Origin of the sequence: Streptomyces sp. NPDC051452 (assembly GCF_044454765.1) — a bacterium.
Classification (GTDB): domain Bacteria; phylum Actinomycetota; class Actinomycetes; order Streptomycetales; family Streptomycetaceae; genus Streptomyces.
Genome location: NZ_JBITEB010000002.1, coordinates 212,891 through 231,521, shown reverse-complemented (window position 1 = coordinate 231,521; position 18,631 = coordinate 212,891). Strand labels below are relative to the sequence as shown.

Here is an 18,631-nt window from a genome sequence, read left to right as displayed (position 1 = left end):
TCTGCTCAACAGCAGATACGCAAAGTGTCAAGTAACAGGCAGGCAGCCGGAGGTGCACGTCCCGTGGCGTCCAATGTGAATCCGACCGTCAGGCGACGCCGGCTGGGCCAGGAGTTGCGCAGGCTCCGTGAGCTCAAGGGCATGACGGCCGAAGAGGTGGCCGAGCGGCTGCTCGTGTCGCAGTCGAAGATCAGCCGGCTGGAGAACGGCCGCCGGAGCATCAGCCAGCGCGACGTGCGCGATCTGTGCGGGGTCTACGAGGTCGAGGACCAGCGCATCGTCGACTCGCTGATGGAGATGGCCCGTGACTCGCGGCAGCAGGGCTGGTGGCACACGTTCGGGGACATCCCCTACAGCGTGTACATCGGGCTGGAGACCGACGCGGAGTCGCTGCGCGTCTACGAACCCCAGCTGGTGACAGGTCTGTTGCAGACCCGCGCCTACGCGGAGGCCCTGGTGCAGGGCGCGTTGCCGGAGACGTCGACGGCCGAGATCGAGAAACGTGTGCAGGTGCGTATGCGCCGACAGGAACGTATCACCGCCGAGAACAACCCCCTGCGGCTGTGGGTGGTGCTGGACGAGGCCGCGCTGCGCCGGGTCGTGGGCAGCAAGCTGGTGATGCGGGAACAGCTGGAGCATCTGATCGAGATGTCCCAGCTGCCGCACGTCACCGTGCAGGTGCTGCCCTTCGAGGTGGGTGCGCACCCGGGGCTGAACGGCCAGTACGCGATCCTGGAGTTCACCGACGCGGCCGACTCCAGCGTGGTGTACCTGGAGGGCGTCACCAGTGACCTGTATCTGGAGAAGGCCCAGGACGTTCAGAAGTACGCCGTGATGTACGAACATCTGCGGGCACAGTCCCTGAATGTGGAGCAATCCCGACAGTTCATTGCGGAACGGGCCAAAATCTATGCCGAGTGAGCTGCTGTCACAGGGGGCGCCGGATCGTACACCGTAGGTCCACTCCAGTGGAAGGCTCGCCTGGAATATGCCATCCGGTCGAGTGAACGACCACTACGGCGGCGGCAGTTGCCCGGTAGCGTCGATCACGCCAACCAGACGACAAGGTTGGCGTGAACCGCACTACCGCAACTCGCAACAGGAGTGGACATGGCACTGATTCAGGGCGCTTCGGAGACGTGGATGAAGTCTTCCTATTCCGCGGGCAATGGCGCCTGCGTCGAGGTCAAGTCGCCCGCCGCCGCCGAGCTCGCCGTCCGCGACTCGAAGGTCACCGAGGGCCCGACCCTGGCCTTCCCCGCCGAGGCGTGGAACACCTTCGTCGCCTCGGTCAAGGCGTAAGGGGCTCTCCCTGACCCTCGCCGGTAGAAGCGCCGGACGTAGCGGTCCGGCCGCCACAACTGCACAAGCACCACCAGGAGAGCCCTCTCGACCAGTCGCCGTCCTTGCCGAGGGGGCTCCGCCTTCCCCGGCTTCCCCGGCGGCGGAGTGACGACGGCCGTGTGACGACCGGAGTGTGACGACCGGAGTGTGACGACGGGAGCGTGTCGACAGGCCCTAGCGCACCGGGAACGCCACGTCACAGACCGGGTCCTCGGCGGTCGCCGCGTCCCAGTCCGCGAAGTAGACCTCCCGGCAGGGGCCGGCCACCTCCAGCCCCTCCCCGGCGATCCACTGCTCGACCGCCTCGAAGGCGGCCAGGATCTGCGGATGCGCCACCTGGGCCTTGGTGATCCGGGTGTAGGCCAGCCGCACCGCGGGTTCCGTCCGCACCCGTGTCCGCCAAGTGTGCCCCTGTCGCCCGGCCCACGACCGGGCCGCCGCCTCGTCCGCCACCGGCACACAGGACTCCGCCGGTCCGTCGCTCTCCATCGACACCTCGCGGTGGTAGACGACGAACGGCGCCCCCGTGACGCCTCCGCACTCCCGGGCGGCCGCCTCCAGCCGTCCCAGGGACGCGCCGATCCAGGTCGGCAACTCATCCGCCAGCGTGTGCCGCGACTCGCTCAGCACCACCCGCGCCGGCACGTCCACGGTCTCGATCACGAACCTGTCGTACATCTCGGAGCTCCTCCCCGACAGCCGTCCACGGAGGTACTCGGCGAGGGTCCGCTGTCCGGCTACCCGGGCCTCCACGGCCGCCCAGTAGGCGGCGAGCCGGTCGGCGGCCTCGGCGCCCTCGGCCCCGACCACCTCGGCGATCCGGGCGAGCGGCATGTCCAGCTGCCGCAGCAGCGCCACCAGCCGGGCTCGCTCGGCCTGGTCGGCGCGGTAGTAGCGGTAGCCGGTGGGGCCGTCGACCCGGGCCGGCGACAGCAGGCCGAGCCGGTCGTACAGCCGCAGGGCCTTGGCCGACAGCCGGGTCCGCGCGGCAAAGGCGCCGATGGTGAGCAGCTCGTCGTCCACGTCGCCATCCTCCGTCACCGGGCGGTTCGGTTCCGCCCGGCGAGGAGGAGGGTGATCCCTGCCCCAGGGGCAAGGTCAAGCCGTGCTCAGCCGAGCGGGCCCTCGATGGCCCTCTCGACGGCCGCGACGACCTCGGCCGACTCGGGCTCGGTCTGCGGCGAGAAACGCGCGACGACCGTCCCGTCCCGGCCGATCAGGAACTTCTCGAAGTTCCAGCGGATGTCACCGGTGTACCCCTCGGCGTCGGCGACACCGACGAGCCGCTCGTACAGCGGGTGCCGGCCCGCGCCGTTGACCTCCACCTTCTCGGTCAGCGGGAAGGTCACGCCGTACGTCGCCGAGCAGAACTCGGCGATCTCCTCGGCGCTGCCGGGCTCCTGCCCGAGGAACTGGTTGCAGGGCACACCCAGCACGGTGAAGCCCTGCTCGGCGTAGCGCTCCTGGAGCTTCTCCAGGCCGGAGTACTGCGGGGTCAGGCCGCACTTGGAGGCCACGTTCACCATGAGCACGGCCTGGCCCGAGAACCGGGACAGCTGTGCGGAGCCGCCCTGGAGGGCCTCGATCTCGACGTCCAGCGGGGAGTCGTTGCGGTCGGTAGTCGTCATGGGCGGATGCTAGCCCCGCCGGATGACACCCTCGTGCCCGGCCCTGCCCGCTGACGATCACTCGATCCCGAGAGGCCCGAAACCCAGGTCCTCACGCATGAGACGACGCATCTGAGCCATGGCCGCACGGCGCCTTCCCACCAGGGCCGCTTCCTCGGCGGAGCCGACCGCCACCCCCCGGGCGTAGGCGTCGCGTATCGCGCGCAGGCCATGGAACGCCTCGTTACCCGCCGCCACCACCTGCGGCGGCCCCACGAGCCAGAGGCGCTCACTGGCGGTATAGAGACCGGCGCCGCGGACGGCCTCCCTCACGGCCGCGTCACGCACCGAATCGGACATGTGATCGCCCAAGGCGACGGCCCGCATCTCCTCTCCTGCCGCTTTGAGGGCGGACACGTACTCCGTGTACACCTCGCGCCGTACTTCCCACGCATGCCTGGCCTCCTCCCGCCGCCACCGGTTGCGATCGGCGATCAGAGTGGCCGCGATGCCGATGACGGCACCGGTCAGCGTCGAGAGAAGCGGCATCCAGTCCATGTGCCGCAGCTTGGCCCAACCAGCGCACCGCCACCAGTGGCTCTCGCCACGCAAGTGACCGCAGCCGGCCCGGACTTCGTCCTCGGCGAGCCAGGTTCAGCGAGGGGGGTTGGCCGCCAGCCGGCAGGCACCGTTCGCGGCGCCGCCCGGCACACCGGCCTCGGTCAGGCCCTTCGCGCAGCCTTGCAGGTCGTTGTGCACACCTCGGGTACACGCCGAGCTGACGGCATCGGAGACTTGGACGCCCGTCCCCTGGACCAGGTTCGTGCAGGCCGGGATGTCCGCGTGGGCGGCGGGGGCGGCGAAGGCCACGCCCAGGGCGAGGGTCAGACCGGTGAGGAGACCGGCCGCGCGGGACGATGTGCGCATGGGAGCCACCTACTCTCCGGGGTTGGTCGACCGATGTTGCCGTCGGAAATGGCTGGCCCGGCGGGCTCAGGTGATGCTCTCCGAGTGCCCGTCGGGGAAGGTGCACGTGGCGCTGCGGTAGGGCATTGCCGCGTTGACCGTTCCACCCTGGGCCGTGCATTGTTCGGCCGAGATACCCGGATACGTCGCTGCCTGAGCGGCGGCGGCGCCGACGACGCTCACGCCGGCCAGGGTCGCTGTGGCGAACACGAGCGCCAGCAGCCGTCGTATACGCATGGTCTTCTCCTCTCGCGTGCCCTAATTCGGTACTACGCCACGACCGAACTCGTGCCAGGGACGGCTCCCGGGCTGAAACTCCATTTCACCTCCCAGCGTCGCGTTGCGCCATTCGTGAGCTCGCCCAGGGTGCCGTTTGCCGACGAACCTCACGTCTGCACATCGCGCTCTTGGCGTCGGCGGCGGAAGTGAACCCCGGCGAGGTGGACACCTCCGGGCCACTTCCGCCGCCGACCTTCGGCTTCGTGACTCAGGACGGGGGCTGGAGGACCGCGTCGACGACGTAGATGGTGGCGTTAGCGGCCTTGATGTTGCCGCAGACGATGTTCGCCTTGTCGTTGACCTTGAAGTCGGTGCCCGAGCCCGATGTGGTCAGTTTGCTGCCTTCCACCGTCGTGAACGAACCCTTGGAGAGTTCGCTCGGGGTGATCTGCTTGTCCACCACGTGGTACGTCAGCACCTTCTTCAGCTGCCCCTGGTCGCCGAGCAGCGAGGAGAGCTGTGACGCTTGCACGTTCTGGAAGGCCTGTTGATTGGGAGCGAAGATGGTGACTCCGGGCTTCCCGTCGAGGGTGCCGCTCAGCCGTGCCCTGACCACGGCTGCTACCAGCTGGCTGAGCTGCGGGTAGGCAGCTGCGGCCTCCACGACCTTGTCCTTGGCCGTATCGGCCTTCTGGGAGAGCGCCGAACAGCCGGAACCGAACGTGCCGGACGGGCTGGGAGAGGCATCCTGCGCATGGCTCTGCGACGTCAGAGCTCCGAGGGCGAGCGGGACGGCGACCACAACTGCCGCGGTGGCTCTTGCTGTGTGCGTGCGGGTGAACCTCATAGCAAACCTTCCTCCTGTGGAGGGGTGAGTCCTGCCGAGGCCTGGACTGCGGCTGTCTTCGTTTCCGTCGGGCGGGGTGGGGCGGCCGCAGCGCCCGGCCGGCGTTGGGGCCCTCATCACCCTGCCGCTCAGCGAGCGTATCCAGCACGTGCCCGGGGCCGCATCTCGAAGCCGGACGCGGCGAACGCCCCGCTTGCCGCCCACGGCATGCAAGTTCGCTGCGAGGCACCGAGGGTGGCTGGTCATCTGCTTGCCGACGTCCGTCGCCGCCGCGGCACCCTTGGCAAGGGGAGCCCCCTCTGGGTGAAGGCGAAGCCGAAGCCCGTCCCCAGCACACCGAAGCGGAGACGATGGTCGCATGACGAAGCCACGTCTCAACGAAGAAGAGCACGCCCAGATCGGACAGCAACTGGCCGAGATGCAGAGGGAACTAGTGCGCCTGGGGGTCAAGGTGGCAAACGCCTTCCCCCGCACCGGACCTGAGAGCCTTCCGCACAAGAGGCTGACTCAGGCCGAGGACGCACTGAGGGACGCCCGCTGGGCGCTGGAGAGGGAGCTCTTCCAGGACTACCCCGACGCGGGCACTTCGGTGTACTACCCGCAGCAGCCCTGAGCCTGGTGGCACGCTGAGACAGGGCCCCACCGTCGCCTACTGTCGGTAGCCGGGCCCATCCCGCCGCCGGTAGAGGACCGTCGTCATATGTCAAAGGCCCCGGATCACGATCGACCCGGGGCCTTGGTGCTTCTGGGCAGGAATCGAACCTGAGACAGTCGCACCGCTGATACTTCCGATGAACTCCCGTACTAAAAGCAGCCGGGTACGGTGCTGGGGCTACCACAGTTGTTGGGTTGGTTACCGACGACGGGACTGGCGATCAGCGTCACCGTGCCGCTGGCTCTGAAGATGCCGCCACCGTCTGCACCCGTTCCCAGCGCTCGGTTCCTGGTTACCGGGCTACGGGTGAGAGTCACCGTGCCGACCGTATTGTAGATGCCGCCACCGCGGGAGTTCGTGCCGTTGGCAGTGTTGTTGGTGACCGGGCTGTCGGTGAGTTGCACCGTGCCGACCGTATTGTAGATGCCGCCGCCCTGCGCATTGTTGCCGCTGGTGGTGTTGCCGATGACCGGGCTTCTCTTCAGCGTCATGGTTCCGGCTTGCGCGATGCCGCCGCCCTGCGCGTTGGTACCGGTGACATCGTTGCTGCTGACTTGGGTGCTGGTCAGCGTCACCTTCGTGCCGACGGCGGCGGCGATACCGCCGGCCAGTTGGGTTGCGTGGTTGCCGGTGATCCCGCTCCTGTCGACGGTCGCCGTGCCGGAACCTCCGAATGGGCTCACGAACACGGCCCCGCCGGCCCTCGCCGTGTTGTTGTAGAGCGTGCTGCTGTTGACGCTCACCGTGCCATTGTCGTTGTCGATGGCCCCACCGAAGGTGTCGGCGGTGTTGGTGGTGAGGCTGGTGTTGTTCAGCGTCAGCGCGGAACCGCCACCCTGGAGCCAAATGGCACCGCCCCGGCCGTTGCCAAGGCCACTGGATGCGTGACCGTTGCTGAGGGTCAGGGCGTTGAGAGTCAGGTTTCCATTGGGGCCGTCGATTTCGAAGAAACGGAAGTTGGCCGCGGTTGCGGCGCGGGTGATGGTGTCGCCGTATCCGTTGATCGTCACTCTGTTCGTGATGACCGGCAGTCCGTTGTCGTCGTTGGGCGGCGCGGCGTCGGTGAGGGTGTAGGTGCAGCCGCGCCTGAGGTTGACCGTGCCACCCACTGTGGCGACAGCGCCGATTGCGGCTTGCAGGTCGCTCTCGTTGCAGCTGGGCACGTTCACGGTCAGCGACCGACTGGTGGCAGGAGTGGTGCCGCTTGCCTTGGCCGAGGAAGTGCCGACCACTGTGTTGGTAGGCGCCGTGGCCGACTGCGACACGCCCAGTGGGTCCGGAGCCGGTGGGGCAGGTTGTGCGGTAGCGGTCGGCGTGACGAAGCCAAAAGCGGCGGCAGTGAGGCCCATGAGAATGGGGGCGATACGAGGGATACTCGGACGCATCGGGGCTCCTTGGGCGGATCGCGAGTGTCGTTCCCGTGAGTGATACCGGAACACCAACAGAAATGATTCATGTCGGATCAATCGACAGGAAGGCGACACGCCCGGCTGCGATCACAATTCAACCGAGAGGTCCTGGCCTGAATATCCGCCAGTGGCACACCGCACGCGCACTCATGGCGGCATCCGGCTCGTGATCGACACCTTTCGGAGACGGTGCATCCAAAGTACTGATGGCGATTCGCCAGGGCATTGCACTTGAATTCGTGATGTCGGTCAGTCGGTGATGGTCAGGCCAGTGCTCGTCGGTTGCTCGATGCGGGCCACCAGTGGGTTGGCGAAGTGCTGAAGGCACATCAGTACTGCCGACGCGGGCGTGGACGCGGCCAGACAGTCGCCGAGGTGATGCCCACCGTGATCGTGTCGGCCCGCCGCATGGCCTCTGCGGGGGTCACCGCCACTGTGAGCTGGTTGCGATGGCCCGTAGTTGGGCCGGCGTCAGGATCGGCGCGGTACGACTTGAGGGGGCGTTCTGGCTCGGTCCCTGCCACTCCATGAGGGTGACGTAGAGCCCGTCAGGACGCAGTACGTTCACCGCCGCGTGACCCGGGTCCGTTCCGGGTGGTGCCTGCCAGGACTTGATCAGGGTGCCGTCGGCCAGGGGTGTGGTGCCGGCGAAGACGTGGCCGCGGATCGCGGTGGTGGAGGTCTGCCGGGAGACGTGCACTTCGAGTAGCGACTTGCCGTGGCCGTCGTCCACCCACAGCTGCCCGGACTGCCGGCCGCCGGGCGGGCTCGAATGGGTCAGGCCGGCCGGCAGCAGCGCGGTCAGGGTGGCAAGGGCGCGGTCGGCGGACAGTGTGCCGGTGAAGGTCGGCTTCGGGGTGGCGGATGCCGTGGCCGATCCGGTTGTGGCCGCGGCCGCCGGCCCGGCGATCCCGTGGTCGGCTGTTCGCCCGTCGGAGAGTTGCCCGGGAACGACCGCCGCGCCGAGCCCGGCGAGCGCGAGTACGACTGCCCCGCTCACGCCGACGGCCACGGCGCGGCGGCGGCGCCTGCGCCGGCCGTTGCGGACACCGGCCTGCACAAGTGACGCGGTGTGGGGCGGCTCGAAGGTCAGGAGGGTGGTGCGGAGGGCGTCGGTGAAATCTTCTTCGATGGGCATGACGGGTCACCGCGTTTCGGGGTCGGTGCAGAGGGCGAGGGAGGTGCTGCGGCACCGGGGTCAGGGGCTGACGAGCTCGGACAGGTCGTGGCCCAGCAGGTTCCGGATCCGGGCGAGTGCGCGCATGCTCTGGTTGCGTACCGCGCCCGGCCGGACCTGAAGGATCGCGGCGGTCTGCTCGACGCTGCGGTCCTCCCAGTAGCGCAGGAGCAGTACGGCCCGGTCCCGGGCGGAGAGTCGGCCGAGAGCGTCGAGCAACGTGACCCGTAGCGTGGCGTCATGCTCGGTGGTGGCACCGGAGTCCGGGAGAGTGCCGGTGGGCTGCTCGGAGCTGCTGCGCCGACGGCGGTAGGACAGATACGTCCGTACGAGGACGGTGTGGGTGTAGGCCGCCGGGTCGTCTATCTGCGCGATCTTGCGCCAGTTGGCATACATCCGGCCCAGCGTGTCCTGCACCAAGTCCTCGGCGAGGTGCACATCACCGCTGGTGAGCACGCACGCAGAGCGGAACAGAGGTGCGGATCGCGCAGCGGCGAACGCCATGAATTCCTCTTCGTACCGGCGCTTCATCCGAGATCCTGTTCGTCGTCCACACTCTGAAGACGCTGTGGCCGCAGGGCTACGTCCCACCCGGAGAAGCAGAAATCAGTCCAGCTGTAGAGGCCGACGGTCCCGGCTGTTGCACCGGGCCGCCGACCTGTCCGCTCAACCGACGAGGCTCGCCCGCGAGGCGCGAGTGACTTCGTCGTACCAGTTAACGAATGCGGGCCCGTAGTCGCTGGCCAGGTCGGCGTGCACTCTCCGGCAGAGGTCGCGGAAGGGGGCCGGGTCCCAGGTGCGGGCCTGGGCGGACAGCGGTGTCTCGTGCAGGTTGCCGAGGGCGAACCGGCGGTCGAACCCGTAGGTGAAGGGCACGACCGTACCGTCCGTCTCGACCACGAGCGGTGACAGCCAGGAACTGAGTCGCTCGGCTGGCCCATCCCCCTGACCGTCGCCCTCGTCGCCGCTGTCGCCGAGGCGGAAGCGGTCGGCCTGGGATACCAGGTTTCCGCGTTCCACCAGGTCGAGCTGGATGACGAGGTCTGTCGACGTCCGCAGCCGCGCGGCCTCCAACACCGAGAAGAGCATCTCGGTCACGTCGGGCACCGCGTCGGGCAAGGCGCCCACAGCGTTGCCCTCTGCTTCGAGTGGGTGGATCTGCAGCAGGGCGGCCCCTGCGGCGACGGCAAAGTCGGCCACCCAGGCCAGCTCCTGGATATTGAACTGGGTCAGGGTGAAGATGAAGCCGAAGGGGATCCCGGAGTCCCGGACCAGCGGGAGCCTGCGCTGCATGGCCGCGAAACTCCGGGGATCCTGGCGCATCCGCACGTGACTGTCCGGCACACCGTCCAGCGAGATGGCCAGGACATCTACGAGGCCCGCCAGTTCTGAGAGCCGGCGGCCGGTGAGCAGCATGCCGTTGCTGGTGACGGTGGTCCGCATGCCGTGCGAGCGGGCCGTTCGCAGCAGGTCGTCCAGCGGACGGTACAACGTCGGTTCACCTCCGGACACCCCGAGTACGTCGTACCCAAGGGCTGCTGCGTCGGCCACCGCCTGCTTCAGGACGGACAACTCGGTGGTCTCCGCGACATCCGGCCCGGAGGAGGAGTAGCAGTGCAGGCAACGGAGGTTGCAGCGCCGGGTTGGGTGGACCTGCAGGTAGGCCCGATCGGGAAGAGTCATCGGAATGCGCGGGCGGGGGATCAGCGGGCGCGGTTGTCGGCCCCGACGGACACCTCGATGACCTGGGCGTCGATGACCGGCGCGAGTCCGCGGGTTTGCCAAGTGAGGGCAGTGTGCTGGACGACATTCGTACGGTGGGCCAAATCCACCACACTCTGGACCACCGAACCGATCTGCGAGCCGTGGCTGTTGCCATCTACCCGGAACGTGGCCTGCAGGACATCGGGGCGGGGAGTGCCGCGGATCAGGATCCGCTCCAGGACGAGCTCGGACGTGATTTCGGCGAGGCCGGAGACGAAGTCCTCGCTGATCGGCTGGCCGGCGTTACGCCAGGCTTCCATCAGGGCCTCGGATCCGCGCTTGGCGTTAGTCATCGCTGTCCTCTGGTGAAATGGAATTTTCCGGAGGAAGTCTGTATTCGATCTGCCGGGCCGGACAAGGCACCATGCGGGTGAAGTCTGACGTCGCGCGCCCTGAACTGTTGCGAGTGTGGGAAGTCGGACCGGCTCGACTTCCTACACTCCGCACCGGCTGCGACTCAGCCGCCCTGGCGATGTCCCCACAGTCGGCCGTACACTCAACTCCCTTGTGGCACACGACCTTCAGTGCCGATCCACCTCAGTGCGCTTAGCCGTTCTTAGCAGCTTAAGTCCGCCTGGAAGCACCGCGTAGGTGAGGAAGGACGGTACACATGAAACGTCTCGTCGCGTAGGCGGTACAGGCAGTGGCACGCGTGCTCGGACTTCGGCACGGGTACTAACTGCACCGGACGTCGAGGATGCTATTCCCAGGGGCCGGAGCAGTGCCATGCCACAGTCGACCGGAATGGGCCTGAGATGATATGATGCCTCGTCAGAGTTCCATGACAAATGCCGGGCGGGCCATCATCGTTGGCGTCCCAACTTTGGACCATCTGCGCGTCGAGCATTAGGCGGTTGACTTTGGTTCCATCGGACTCGGCGAGCTCCTTCAGGAATTTGATCGGTGACGCGCGGTAGGTATCCCATTCCTCCGGAGTAAGTTCTACTTCGTGAACTTCCATCTGATGCGGTTCTTGTGCTACCGGTGTGAACTTTGCCATAGGGCCACCTCCACATAAATCGCTCATAGACCGACCACTTAGCTACAGCATGCACTTGCGGCAGGCCTGCGCAACTCGACGACTTGACATCGGCTTACACAATGATCCGCGCTGTCAGTGGGTCGTGAGGCAGCAGGCGAGTTTGAGGAACGCTTCGTGGATGTCGGCCCGCCGTTCCAAGCGGATGCGCAGGCGGCGGAAGCCGTGCAACTAGGCGAAGGTCCGCTCGATCACCCATCGGTAGGCACCCAGTCCGGTGCCGTGCCGGGTACCGCGGCGGGCGATGGCGGGCACGATGCCGCGGGCGCGGCCCTGGTCGCGGTAGACGTCGTGGTCGTAGCCGCGGTCAGCGAGTCGGCTTGCGGTGGGGATGCCCTACTCGGCTACGGACCGGCGGGATCGGATCGAGCAACGGGATCAGCCGGGCGACGTCGTTACGGTTGCCGCCGATCGGCAGGGCCGCGAGCGGGGTCCCGTGTGGCAGCAAACCAACCCAGGGCCGTAGAAGTACTCACAGTTACCTTCTTCGTGGCCCTCAACGGGACTCCCGGCCTCCGATCCTGGCATGAAACTGCTGCCAGCCGGGGTTTCTCATGACGATTCATGCACGCGGCGACAGCGCTGGTGTGCGCAGAGAGGCGGAGGGCTCCGCACCACGTCCGGGCGTCCCCGCAAGGCCTCGTACGCGGCCCAGGCGTCCAATAGCGGGGGGACGAGGGGCCGCCGGGGTGAGGTGCTGGCGCGGGTGACGGCCGACCGTACCTCGGATGCCGACGAGCCGGGGAACTCCGACATCAGCAGGGCGACTGCGCCGGACACGAACGGGGTGGCCGCGCTCGTGCCGGTGATGGTGAACGGATGGTCACCAGTACCGAGGCTGACGATGCCTTCGCCGGGTCCGCCGATGCCGCGAATGCTGATCGAGCCGCCCAGATTCGACAGGCTCATCGGTCTGCCCCGCCCGTCGTACGCGATCACCGGGATCGTCCACGGATGCCGAGTGATCACCGAGGTGCCGAGTCTGCCCTGGTTACCTGCGGCAGCGACCACGATCACACCCCGGCTCGCCGCATAGTCCAACGCCCCCTCCAATGCCCGGTGCCCGGCACTGGAAGGCTGTTCGGACGCAGCGCTCAGATTGAGCACCCGGGCGCCCCTGCGCACCGTCTCCACGATGGCGTCCGCGAGTTGCTCCGGCCGGCAGCCCGGCTGTTCCGCGGCGAACACCGGGCGTACCAGGAGCGTGCAGTTCGGGCAGATGCCCGGCGCCACAGACGACCGTCCGGCGCTCAGGACGCCGGCTACGAACGTGCCGTGACGGCACAAGGTGTCTGCGGCGCATCCGCTGCCACGCCCGGCCCCCGGTAGTACGCGCACGCGCCGGCCGGCGAGTCCGGGATGGCCGACGGCCACAGGGCCGTCGATCATTCCAACAATGACTTCCGGCCTACCCGCGCTGCGCGCCATCAGGGGAGTGAGCTTGACCAAATCCAATGGCCCCACGATTGCGCCGCCTTCTGAGGGAGACCGTCCGACCTATTGCGCTATTAGTGCTATAGGCCTTCCCTGCATTGGTCAATGCATTCCTTTCTGCATTTGAGGCAGCCGGCGCTCCTGGAGTTGCCCCGACATTCGTTCCAGCAGAATCCCCGGCACTCGTCGTAGCAGATGTAATATTGCGGTACGATGCGGTGGCCCGGCGGGGCGTCATGTCGTCCTGGGCGATAGTTGCCGTGACTTGGGCATATTGCCCTGTCGGCGGTGAATCCCGGAATTCTCATGCTCGTTCACTTCTTTCGGAAGTGCGGCCGCCGTGTGTCAGCGGTCGTAATAGGGCGAGAGCTTGGTCACCAGATACGGGAATTCCCCGTCGCACGCCACCCGCACGAAGTGTTTTTCCGTGACATCGGTGCGCCGGTGTGTGTACGACACCACGACATCGATGATTCTGCTGGTGCCGCTCAACCGGGAGGCTCGGAACTGCACAGCGCTCAGCGCGAAGTTGTCGGCGTAGGCTTCCACAGTCTTCTCGTAAAAGCGCGGGTAGCGGACGGCGATGTAGTTGAGCACGCGAGCCTCGTCCGTGTCCCCTGCGTTGTCGCCGAGCTGCATGACCTGGCGCAGCAGGTCGTAACAGGCTGGCTCGAACTGCTCGGCCGTCATCCCCTCGGGCCGTTCGATCGCTCTTACCAGCTCCTCGGTGTCGAACGAGTAGATCTGGTCGAACGTCACGACCGGGACGGTAAGCCCGTTACACAGTGCGGGCGACGCCAGCGGCCCGCGGACTCCGATCACGACGTCGAGGTCGGAGGGGCGGGGTTCCGGGCGGATGGCGTCGATCAGGAGATCGAGGCCGTAGCAGTCACGTGGGCGGAGGATGTAGGTCTCGATGCCGTGCACGCTCAGCACATAGCACAACTGCCGTGCGAGATAGCGGTTCTCGGGCTGTGAGATGACCTGGTGGACAGCCTGGCGGTCGGTCAGCTGGGAGGCATCGGCCCGTCCCACAATCTGCGCGAGCTCCTTCTCGATCGACCGACTCGGGGGCACGTAGTCGATCTTGCCCAGCACGTATACGTAGGAGGGAATAGTAGGCCCGCATCCGCCGTCCTCATGAACCGAATCCGTTTCGGCGGCCAGTACCTCTCCTCGGTCGCAGCCACAGCCGCAATCCGCTGGGGTGTGCCACGCATACGGGACGGATCCCGCTACCGATTCCATGTGATCGGGCACCTCAGACGGGGGGTCCGCCACCCGTTCGCGGTTTTCCTCTTCCATCAGTGGCTCCTTGTATGAGAGGACATGACAAAGGGGATGCGTGAATAGGTGAATGCGTGGAAGCGTGGAAGCGCTGAATGGAAGCGCTGAACAGAATGCGCACACATCACAGCGTCAGCACCTTCGACGCGTCGTCAGCACCACCCGACGATTGAGTGCGGCCGCGCGCCGGTCACAACCTCCGCAGGACCTGATTCCTATCGCGTACGTCACACGCTTGACGGCATCCCCGAGTCCGATCTCCTCGTCCCGGACGAACCCGGGGATGCGTACCCGGCGCTGCCGGACCCGGGCACCCTTGGCGGGATCGTCCCGCGCATCGTCCTTGGCCATCTTCCACACTCCCGTTCCCGGGACGGAACCTGGCTATCGGCGCACAGCCGCCCTCCCAGGACGTGACCCGGGAGCCGCGGTTATCCGCTTACCTTCCATCCTGCGTCGACTCGGCGCCGACGGCACCTCGGGACGATCGAAAACCGGCCGGGCGGTTGGGGGTTGCCCGGAGAATCCGGTCCCGCAGCCGAGGGTCGAGATCCCGGACGGACCTCGGGAGCGTACGGTGGAGGGAGAGCACGGAATGCACTCCGCCGCACCGAACCACCAGGGCGGCGCTCGGGGAAGTAAGCGCGAGGCGCCTGCGATCGATGGGCGGGGCGTCTGTACCGCTTCCGAATCCAGACCACGCAGAGGGGAGATCCATCATGGCCATCCCTGGATTCCACGCCGAGGCATCTCTGTACCAGCGCTCCAGCCCATACACGCAGAGACCGCGAGTCGGCGCCCGCGGTCACCGGATCGTGCCTGCCTGGACCCAAGAGGAGCGGCAACATCTGATCTATTGCGACAACCGGTACCACACCTGCGAGGCCGGATGTCAGCAGATACTGGACGATTCGCCCGATGCGTACTATGAGTGGCGGTCTTGCCACGATCAGTGCAACCAGGAATTGGACAGCTGCCTCAGTCCGCAGACCTGACTGACAGCGTATGTGGAGACGTGGTCTATCAGCAGCTCAGCGTCGCTCTCAACGAGCTGGGGCGCGTGGCTAGCAATCCGGATGAGGATAAGGGCCAGTTGGCTCAGGAGGCGTGCCAGAGAGGTGGTCAGTTTCGTCTGGGACGAGCATGACTACGCTGGCTTGCCAGCGCCCGATGAGGTTGCGTGGGGCTGCGATGTGTCGGTCTTCGGTTTGGCGGCGGCAATCGTAGTGGGCTCGTGCTCCGGGGGACGCGGTGAGGGCGGTGTAGTCGGCTGAGGCGAGGCGCCGGTTTTTGATGTGCCTGGCCAGGACGGTGGTCTTGCGTCCGGAGGATCTGGTGATGGGGGCGGATCCGGCGTAGGCCTTCAGCGCTCGGGGGTTGGCGAAGCGGGTGTGGTCGTCGCTGAGTTCGGCCAGGACGCGGGCGCCGGTCAGTGCGCCGAGGCCGGGGAAGCTGGTGATGATCTCGGCGTCCTGGTGGGTGGCGAAGGCGGCGGTGGTGGCTGCTTCGAGGTCGTCGGCGCTGGCTCAGGTGGCGTTGAACTGCCGCAGCAGAGCGAGGGTTTTGGTGCCCATGGCCTGCTCGATCACGGGTGGTTGGTGCATCTGCGGCTCGCGGAGGAGGGTGTGGAGTCGTTCGACTTCACCGGTGATCTCACGTTGGCGTCCGGCCTTCTTCAGGATCGCTCGCAGTTGCGGGCGGGTGAGCTGGGCGGCTTGGGTGGGTGTGGGGGCCGCGGCGAGCAGGGTGCGGGTGACGGGTGAGGCGAGGCCTTCGCGGAAGTGGCGGAAGACGGTGAGGAAGCCGGGAAAGTACTCGCGCCGGTGGGAGCGCAGGCGGTTGCCGCTTTGGACGCGGTCCCAGACGGCGTCCTGGTGGGCTCGGGCCAGGACGGTGATGGCCTGGGCGAGGTGGCTGTCCGCGGGCAGGGGCCGGTGCTCTGCGGGGTCGGTGCGCAGGATGTTGGCCAGGACCTTGGCGTCGAGGTGGTCGGACTTCTTGCGGCTGAGTGCGTAGCGGGCGGCGGTGAGGGGGTTGATCACGTAGATGAGTCTGCCGGTGGCGCGTAAGCAGGCGACCAGGAGTCCGTGAGAGGTTCTCGATGGCGATCGGGATCGGGTTGTCCGAGCTGTCGCCGTGCTGGGCCGGCAGGTCCAGGAGCTGGCTGAGGCCGACTGGGGTGTCGTCGATGCGGAGCTTGTCCAGGAGGGCGCCGGCCTCGTCGAGCAATGCGATGTCGTGGTGGTCGGTGGCCCAGTCGATGCCGCAGAACACGCTGGTCATAGCGGGTGTCCTTGGGTCGGTGGCGGTGGTGTGAGGTCGTCGCCGTGGCGCGTCTCCCTAATAGCAGGGCTCAGGAACCAGCGACCGGGACCGGGCCATCGCTGACCGGCTCGGCGCCATGATCCGAGGCGATGGGAGAGCACCCTCGGATCTGTCGAGCGAGATCCCCGGGCGGCGGTTGCGACCGGTACATAGCCACAACGCGAGAGTGCGAGGCCGGCACGTGAGAGCTCCTCTTTCGGGCTGGCCCATCCACCTGCGTCCTCTTGATTCGTTCGTCGTTTTCTTCTCATTCTCCTTTTACGTGACTCGCGTCCTCGATCCGTGTTACGCTCTGCTCGTCGAAACCGGCTGACAGGGGGAAGGCATGAGCCCAACTATCGAGGTCGATGCGCAGACTTATCGCTACATCGAGTTCGCCGCGCGCATGGGGAACACAACTGCAGGCGAGGTCGTCGCTCGGCTTGTGAGAACCGCAAGTGTGCCGTCCTCGGCGCCAGCCGCCGCCAACGGGCAGGATGCGAAGGCGGAGCGCAAGGTCGACGTCTATGCCGACTACGAAGGTCATCGGACCCGTGGCAGCTATGACCGGGACACGAAGAGGATCGACATCACGTCGGGACCGCTTGCGGGGCAAAGCTTCAAGACGCCTACCGGAGCGGCTCGGGCTGTGGTGATGCACTACAAGCCGGACGTCAACCCAAACCGCAACGGCTGGTCGTTCTGGTTGCTCGATGACGGATCCGGCGAGTTCGTGCAGTCTATCCGGCACGCTTCATGAGCGCGTTGGGGCGATTCGCCGCGTGGTCTCTCGTGCGTAGGTAGCGAACCGCCCGAGGCGAAAGTGCCGGTGTAGTGGCACGCCTGTGGCACGACCCCTGAAACGTCAAAGGGTCAGCCCGGGAGGTAACCCCTCCTGAGCTGGCCCTTCTCGCTGTGCCCCCGGCAGGATTCGAACCTGCGACACCCGCTTTAGGAGAGCGGTGCTCTATCCCCTGAGCTACGAAGGCGCGCTACTCGGTCCACAGAGTACCGGATCGGGGAGGGGGAGCTGGGGGGTGTTGATCGGTCAGGGGGGAGGGAAGGGCCGGGTCGGCGGGTCGATCCGGGGCAGGGTGGGGGAAACGGTGCGTTTCCAGGGTGCGGGGTGTGGGTGCGGGTGCGGGCGCGCACCGGGTGTGGGCCGCTCGGCGGTCGCCCCGGGTGGCACCGAACACCAGGTTCAGCCTCGGGTGATCCGGATGCGGTAGTTGCCCTCCTCGTCCGCCTTGAGTACGCCGATCGTGATGGCATGGCGGGGGTCCTTGAAGGTCTCGCCGGGGGAGAAGGGGGCGTCGGAGAGTTCCGCGTGGACGTTGGGGCTGCGGGTGCAGCCGCCGCTGTCCCGGTGGCTGTCGTAGACGGTGACGGGACCGCGTCCGGTGTCGACCTTGGCGTCCACCTTGTAGATCAGGATGCCCGGCCGGCACACCGTCTCGTCGTTGCCGCCCTGCGCGCGCAGCTCCAGCGCGTAGGAGCTGCGCCCGTCGATGGGCACCAGCAGCAGCTTGCCGCCCCCGGCCTTGTACAGCGGGGTCAGCACGTACTCCACGCTGCCCCGGGTCGCCGCGCAGCCGACCTGGTTGCCGTCCAGCCAGCCCAGTTTCCACTTGTGCCAGCCGAGCAGATCGTTGTTGGCGCCCCAGTCCTCGCTCATGATGTCCCAGTGCCCGACCGCGCCTCCGCCCTCCTGGGTGTACAGATCGGGCAGGCCGAAGGTGTGGCCGTTCTCGTGCGGGAGCACCCGGTAGCCGGTGTGGGCGTAGGACCCCGAGCCGTCGTCCTGGCGGGAGTAGACGAAGGAGGCGTTGGCGACGGGCACACCGTCGGCCACCGGGGCCTCCCCGTTCCCGGCGAAGGTCACGGACAGCACCGTGTCCAGGGCGGAGGGCCCGGCGTTCGGGGTGACCAGCACGTTCAGCAGGTCGTACGTGCGGAAGTCCACCTTGGGATCGGCCGCGGCCACGATGTCCTGAACCAGCTCCCGGTAGCCGGGGTCGAAGGGCGCGCCGCGCTCTATGCCGTACGCCTTGAAGCTCTGGGGCATCCGCAGCCAGGTGGTGATGGGCGTCTCGGGCCGGTAGTCGAGCCGGCCGTACGAGGCGTTGCGGAACCACTCCTGGGTCTGCGGGAAGAACTCGTGGAACCGGTCCATGGCGCTGCCCTTGCCGGGCGCGTCGGAGAAGTCGACCATCAGGGTCAGCGCGTGGACCGTGCCGGTGGAGCGGGAGTAGCCGCGCGGTGTGGGCAGCCCCTCGGTCATCTGTACGTCGAGGCCCGCGTGGAGCAGACAGGGGGAGAGCGCGGCGGCGTGGGCCAGGCCGATGGGGCCGGCGGCGGTGGGGGCCGTGAGGTGTCCGGCCCCGGCCGAGGTGCACACCACGAAGGTCAGCGTCGTCACGGCGGCGAGGGCGGCCGTGCGGCGCGGGCGTATGCGGCCCGGTCGTATCCGGCGCGGGTGTACACGGTGGGGGCCTATGCGGTGCGGGCGTATGCGGCGGCGGGGTGAGTGCGGCTGCATGCATGGACCTCTCGCTCCACGGCAGCCCCCGGTCTCCGGC

General features: G+C 67.3%; 20 protein-coding genes, 1 tRNA gene and 1 pseudogene. 4 read left to right on the top strand and 18 right to left on the bottom strand.

Annotated elements, in window-relative coordinates:
* Positions 1–63: 63 nt before the first annotated feature.
* On the top strand, positions 64–921 hold the full coding sequence (locus tag ACIBA9_RS06310) for a helix-turn-helix transcriptional regulator (RefSeq protein WP_362158433.1): 858 nt from the start codon (positions 64–66) through the stop codon (positions 919–921).
* Positions 922–1,110: 189 nt separating this feature from the next.
* On the top strand, positions 1,111–1,302 hold the full coding sequence (locus ACIBA9_RS06305) for a DUF397 domain-containing protein (RefSeq protein ID WP_362158430.1): 192 nt from the start codon (positions 1,111–1,113) through the stop codon (positions 1,300–1,302).
* Between the two features lie 216 nt (positions 1,303–1,518).
* Here ACIBA9_RS06305 and ACIBA9_RS06300 read toward each other — a convergent pair whose 3' ends face one another.
* The 6 genes from ACIBA9_RS06300 to ACIBA9_RS06275 form a co-directional block, all read right to left on the bottom strand.
* Positions 1,519–2,367: a MerR family transcriptional regulator gene (locus tag ACIBA9_RS06300; protein WP_399360170.1), complete on the bottom strand. Its 849-nt coding sequence runs from the start codon at positions 2,365–2,367 to the stop codon at positions 1,519–1,521.
* 86 nt (positions 2,368–2,453) lie between these two features.
* The gene (locus ACIBA9_RS06295) at positions 2,454–2,972 is read right to left on the bottom strand and encodes a glutathione peroxidase (RefSeq protein WP_399360168.1); all 519 of its coding nucleotides are present in this window, start codon (positions 2,970–2,972) and stop codon (positions 2,454–2,456) included.
* Positions 2,973–3,029: 57 nt separating this feature from the next.
* Complete coding sequence (locus ACIBA9_RS06290; RefSeq protein ID WP_399360165.1) at positions 3,030–3,509, bottom strand: hypothetical protein; 480 nt, start codon at positions 3,507–3,509, stop codon at positions 3,030–3,032.
* Positions 3,510–3,605: 96 nt separating this feature from the next.
* The gene (locus tag ACIBA9_RS06285) at positions 3,606–3,878 is read right to left on the bottom strand and encodes a hypothetical protein (RefSeq protein ID WP_399360163.1); all 273 of its coding nucleotides are present in this window, start codon (positions 3,876–3,878) and stop codon (positions 3,606–3,608) included.
* A 66-nt stretch (positions 3,879–3,944) separates the two neighbouring features.
* Positions 3,945–4,154 carry a hypothetical protein gene (locus ACIBA9_RS06280; RefSeq protein ID WP_399360162.1) on the bottom strand — a complete coding sequence of 70 codons (210 nt, stop codon included), beginning with the start codon at positions 4,152–4,154 and terminating at the stop codon, positions 3,945–3,947.
* 250 nt (positions 4,155–4,404) lie between these two features.
* Positions 4,405–4,983, bottom strand: coding sequence for a fasciclin domain-containing protein (locus ACIBA9_RS06275; protein ID WP_399360161.1), 579 nt, complete (start codon positions 4,981–4,983; stop codon positions 4,405–4,407).
* A 358-nt stretch (positions 4,984–5,341) separates the two neighbouring features.
* Between ACIBA9_RS06275 and ACIBA9_RS06270 the strand changes: the two genes are divergently transcribed.
* A complete protein-coding gene (locus ACIBA9_RS06270) occupies positions 5,342–5,596 on the top strand; it encodes a hypothetical protein (RefSeq protein ID WP_399360160.1) in 255 nt (84 codons plus the stop codon).
* Positions 5,597–5,787: 191 nt separating this feature from the next.
* Here ACIBA9_RS06270 and ACIBA9_RS06265 read toward each other — a convergent pair whose 3' ends face one another.
* From ACIBA9_RS06265 to ACIBA9_RS06220, 10 genes and pseudogenes are all read right to left on the bottom strand, one after another.
* On the bottom strand, positions 5,788–7,023 hold the full coding sequence (locus ACIBA9_RS06265; protein ID WP_399360159.1) for a hypothetical protein: 1,236 nt from the start codon (positions 7,021–7,023) through the stop codon (positions 5,788–5,790).
* Positions 7,024–7,471: 448 nt separating this feature from the next.
* Complete coding sequence (locus ACIBA9_RS06260) at positions 7,472–8,185, bottom strand: hypothetical protein (RefSeq protein ID WP_399360158.1); 714 nt, start codon at positions 8,183–8,185, stop codon at positions 7,472–7,474.
* Positions 8,186–8,245: 60 nt separating this feature from the next.
* Positions 8,246–8,755, bottom strand: coding sequence for a SigE family RNA polymerase sigma factor (locus ACIBA9_RS06255; protein WP_399360157.1), 510 nt, complete (start codon positions 8,753–8,755; stop codon positions 8,246–8,248).
* A 135-nt stretch (positions 8,756–8,890) separates the two neighbouring features.
* Positions 8,891–9,907: a radical SAM/SPASM domain-containing protein gene (locus ACIBA9_RS06250; protein WP_399360156.1), complete on the bottom strand. Its 1,017-nt coding sequence runs from the start codon at positions 9,905–9,907 to the stop codon at positions 8,891–8,893.
* A 20-nt stretch (positions 9,908–9,927) separates the two neighbouring features.
* Complete coding sequence (locus tag ACIBA9_RS06245; protein WP_399360155.1) at positions 9,928–10,281, bottom strand: hypothetical protein; 354 nt, start codon at positions 10,279–10,281, stop codon at positions 9,928–9,930.
* A gap of 821 nt (positions 10,282–11,102) precedes the next feature.
* Positions 11,103–11,466 (bottom strand): annotated as a pseudogene (locus ACIBA9_RS06240) (transposase); the annotation flags it as partial.
* Between the two features lie 113 nt (positions 11,467–11,579).
* Positions 11,580–12,416, bottom strand: coding sequence for a S8 family serine peptidase (locus tag ACIBA9_RS06235; protein ID WP_399361229.1), 837 nt, complete (start codon positions 12,414–12,416; stop codon positions 11,580–11,582).
* 390 nt (positions 12,417–12,806) lie between these two features.
* Entirely contained in the window at positions 12,807–13,766 is a 960-nt protein-coding gene (locus tag ACIBA9_RS06230) for a hypothetical protein (protein ID WP_399360154.1), read from the bottom strand.
* 1,046 nt (positions 13,767–14,812) lie between these two features.
* A complete protein-coding gene (locus ACIBA9_RS06225) occupies positions 14,813–15,163 on the bottom strand; it encodes a transposase (protein ID WP_399361227.1) in 351 nt (116 codons plus the stop codon).
* Positions 15,164–15,274: 111 nt separating this feature from the next.
* A complete protein-coding gene (locus ACIBA9_RS06220; RefSeq protein ID WP_399360153.1) occupies positions 15,275–15,790 on the bottom strand; it encodes a transposase in 516 nt (171 codons plus the stop codon).
* Positions 15,791–16,398: 608 nt separating this feature from the next.
* Between ACIBA9_RS06220 and ACIBA9_RS06215 the strand changes: the two genes are divergently transcribed.
* The gene (locus ACIBA9_RS06215; protein WP_399360152.1) at positions 16,399–16,812 is read left to right on the top strand and encodes a hypothetical protein; all 414 of its coding nucleotides are present in this window, start codon (positions 16,399–16,401) and stop codon (positions 16,810–16,812) included.
* A 156-nt stretch (positions 16,813–16,968) separates the two neighbouring features.
* On the opposite strand, the gene ACIBA9_RS06210 is transcribed toward ACIBA9_RS06215, so the two are convergent.
* Positions 16,969–17,041, bottom strand: a tRNA-Arg gene (locus ACIBA9_RS06210).
* Between the two features lie 212 nt (positions 17,042–17,253).
* Positions 17,254–18,591, bottom strand: a complete 1,338-nt coding sequence (locus tag ACIBA9_RS06205) for a M6 family metalloprotease domain-containing protein (protein WP_399360150.1) — start codon at positions 18,589–18,591, stop codon at positions 17,254–17,256.
* Between the last annotated feature and the right edge of the window lie 40 nt (positions 18,592–18,631).

Excerpts from the sequence above, each read along its gene's own strand:
- ACIBA9_RS06305 (WP_362158430.1), top strand. The coding sequence starts at position 1,111 with ATGGCACTGATTCAGGGCGCTTCGGAGACGTGGATGAAGTCTTCCTAT.
- ACIBA9_RS06295 (WP_399360168.1), bottom strand. The coding sequence starts at position 2,972 with ATGACGACTACCGACCGCAACGACTCCCCGCTGGACGTCGAGATCGAG.
- ACIBA9_RS06290 (WP_399360165.1), bottom strand. The coding sequence starts at position 3,509 with ATGGACTGGATGCCGCTTCTCTCGACGCTGACCGGTGCCGTCATCGGC.
- ACIBA9_RS06285 (WP_399360163.1), bottom strand. The coding sequence starts at position 3,878 with ATGCGCACATCGTCCCGCGCGGCCGGTCTCCTCACCGGTCTGACCCTC.
- ACIBA9_RS06280 (WP_399360162.1), bottom strand. The coding sequence starts at position 4,154 with ATGCGTATACGACGGCTGCTGGCGCTCGTGTTCGCCACAGCGACCCTG.
- ACIBA9_RS06275 (WP_399360161.1), bottom strand. The coding sequence starts at position 4,983 with ATGAGGTTCACCCGCACGCACACAGCAAGAGCCACCGCGGCAGTTGTG.
- ACIBA9_RS06270 (WP_399360160.1), top strand. The coding sequence starts at position 5,342 with ATGACGAAGCCACGTCTCAACGAAGAAGAGCACGCCCAGATCGGACAG.
- ACIBA9_RS06265 (WP_399360159.1), bottom strand. The coding sequence starts at position 7,023 with ATGCGTCCGAGTATCCCTCGTATCGCCCCCATTCTCATGGGCCTCACT.
- ACIBA9_RS06260 (WP_399360158.1), bottom strand. The coding sequence starts at position 8,185 with ATGCCCATCGAAGAAGATTTCACCGACGCCCTCCGCACCACCCTCCTG.
- ACIBA9_RS06255 (WP_399360157.1), bottom strand. The coding sequence starts at position 8,755 with ATGAAGCGCCGGTACGAAGAGGAATTCATGGCGTTCGCCGCTGCGCGA.
- ACIBA9_RS06250 (WP_399360156.1), bottom strand. The coding sequence starts at position 9,907 with ATGACTCTTCCCGATCGGGCCTACCTGCAGGTCCACCCAACCCGGCGC.
- ACIBA9_RS06245 (WP_399360155.1), bottom strand. The coding sequence starts at position 10,281 with ATGACTAACGCCAAGCGCGGATCCGAGGCCCTGATGGAAGCCTGGCGT.
- ACIBA9_RS06235 (WP_399361229.1), bottom strand. The coding sequence starts at position 12,416 with ATGATCGACGGCCCTGTGGCCGTCGGCCATCCCGGACTCGCCGGCCGG.
- ACIBA9_RS06230 (WP_399360154.1), bottom strand. The coding sequence starts at position 13,766 with ATGGAAGAGGAAAACCGCGAACGGGTGGCGGACCCCCCGTCTGAGGTG.
- ACIBA9_RS06215 (WP_399360152.1), top strand. The coding sequence starts at position 16,399 with ATGAGCCCAACTATCGAGGTCGATGCGCAGACTTATCGCTACATCGAG.
- ACIBA9_RS06205 (WP_399360150.1), bottom strand. The coding sequence starts at position 18,591 with ATGCAGCCGCACTCACCCCGCCGCCGCATACGCCCGCACCGCATAGGC.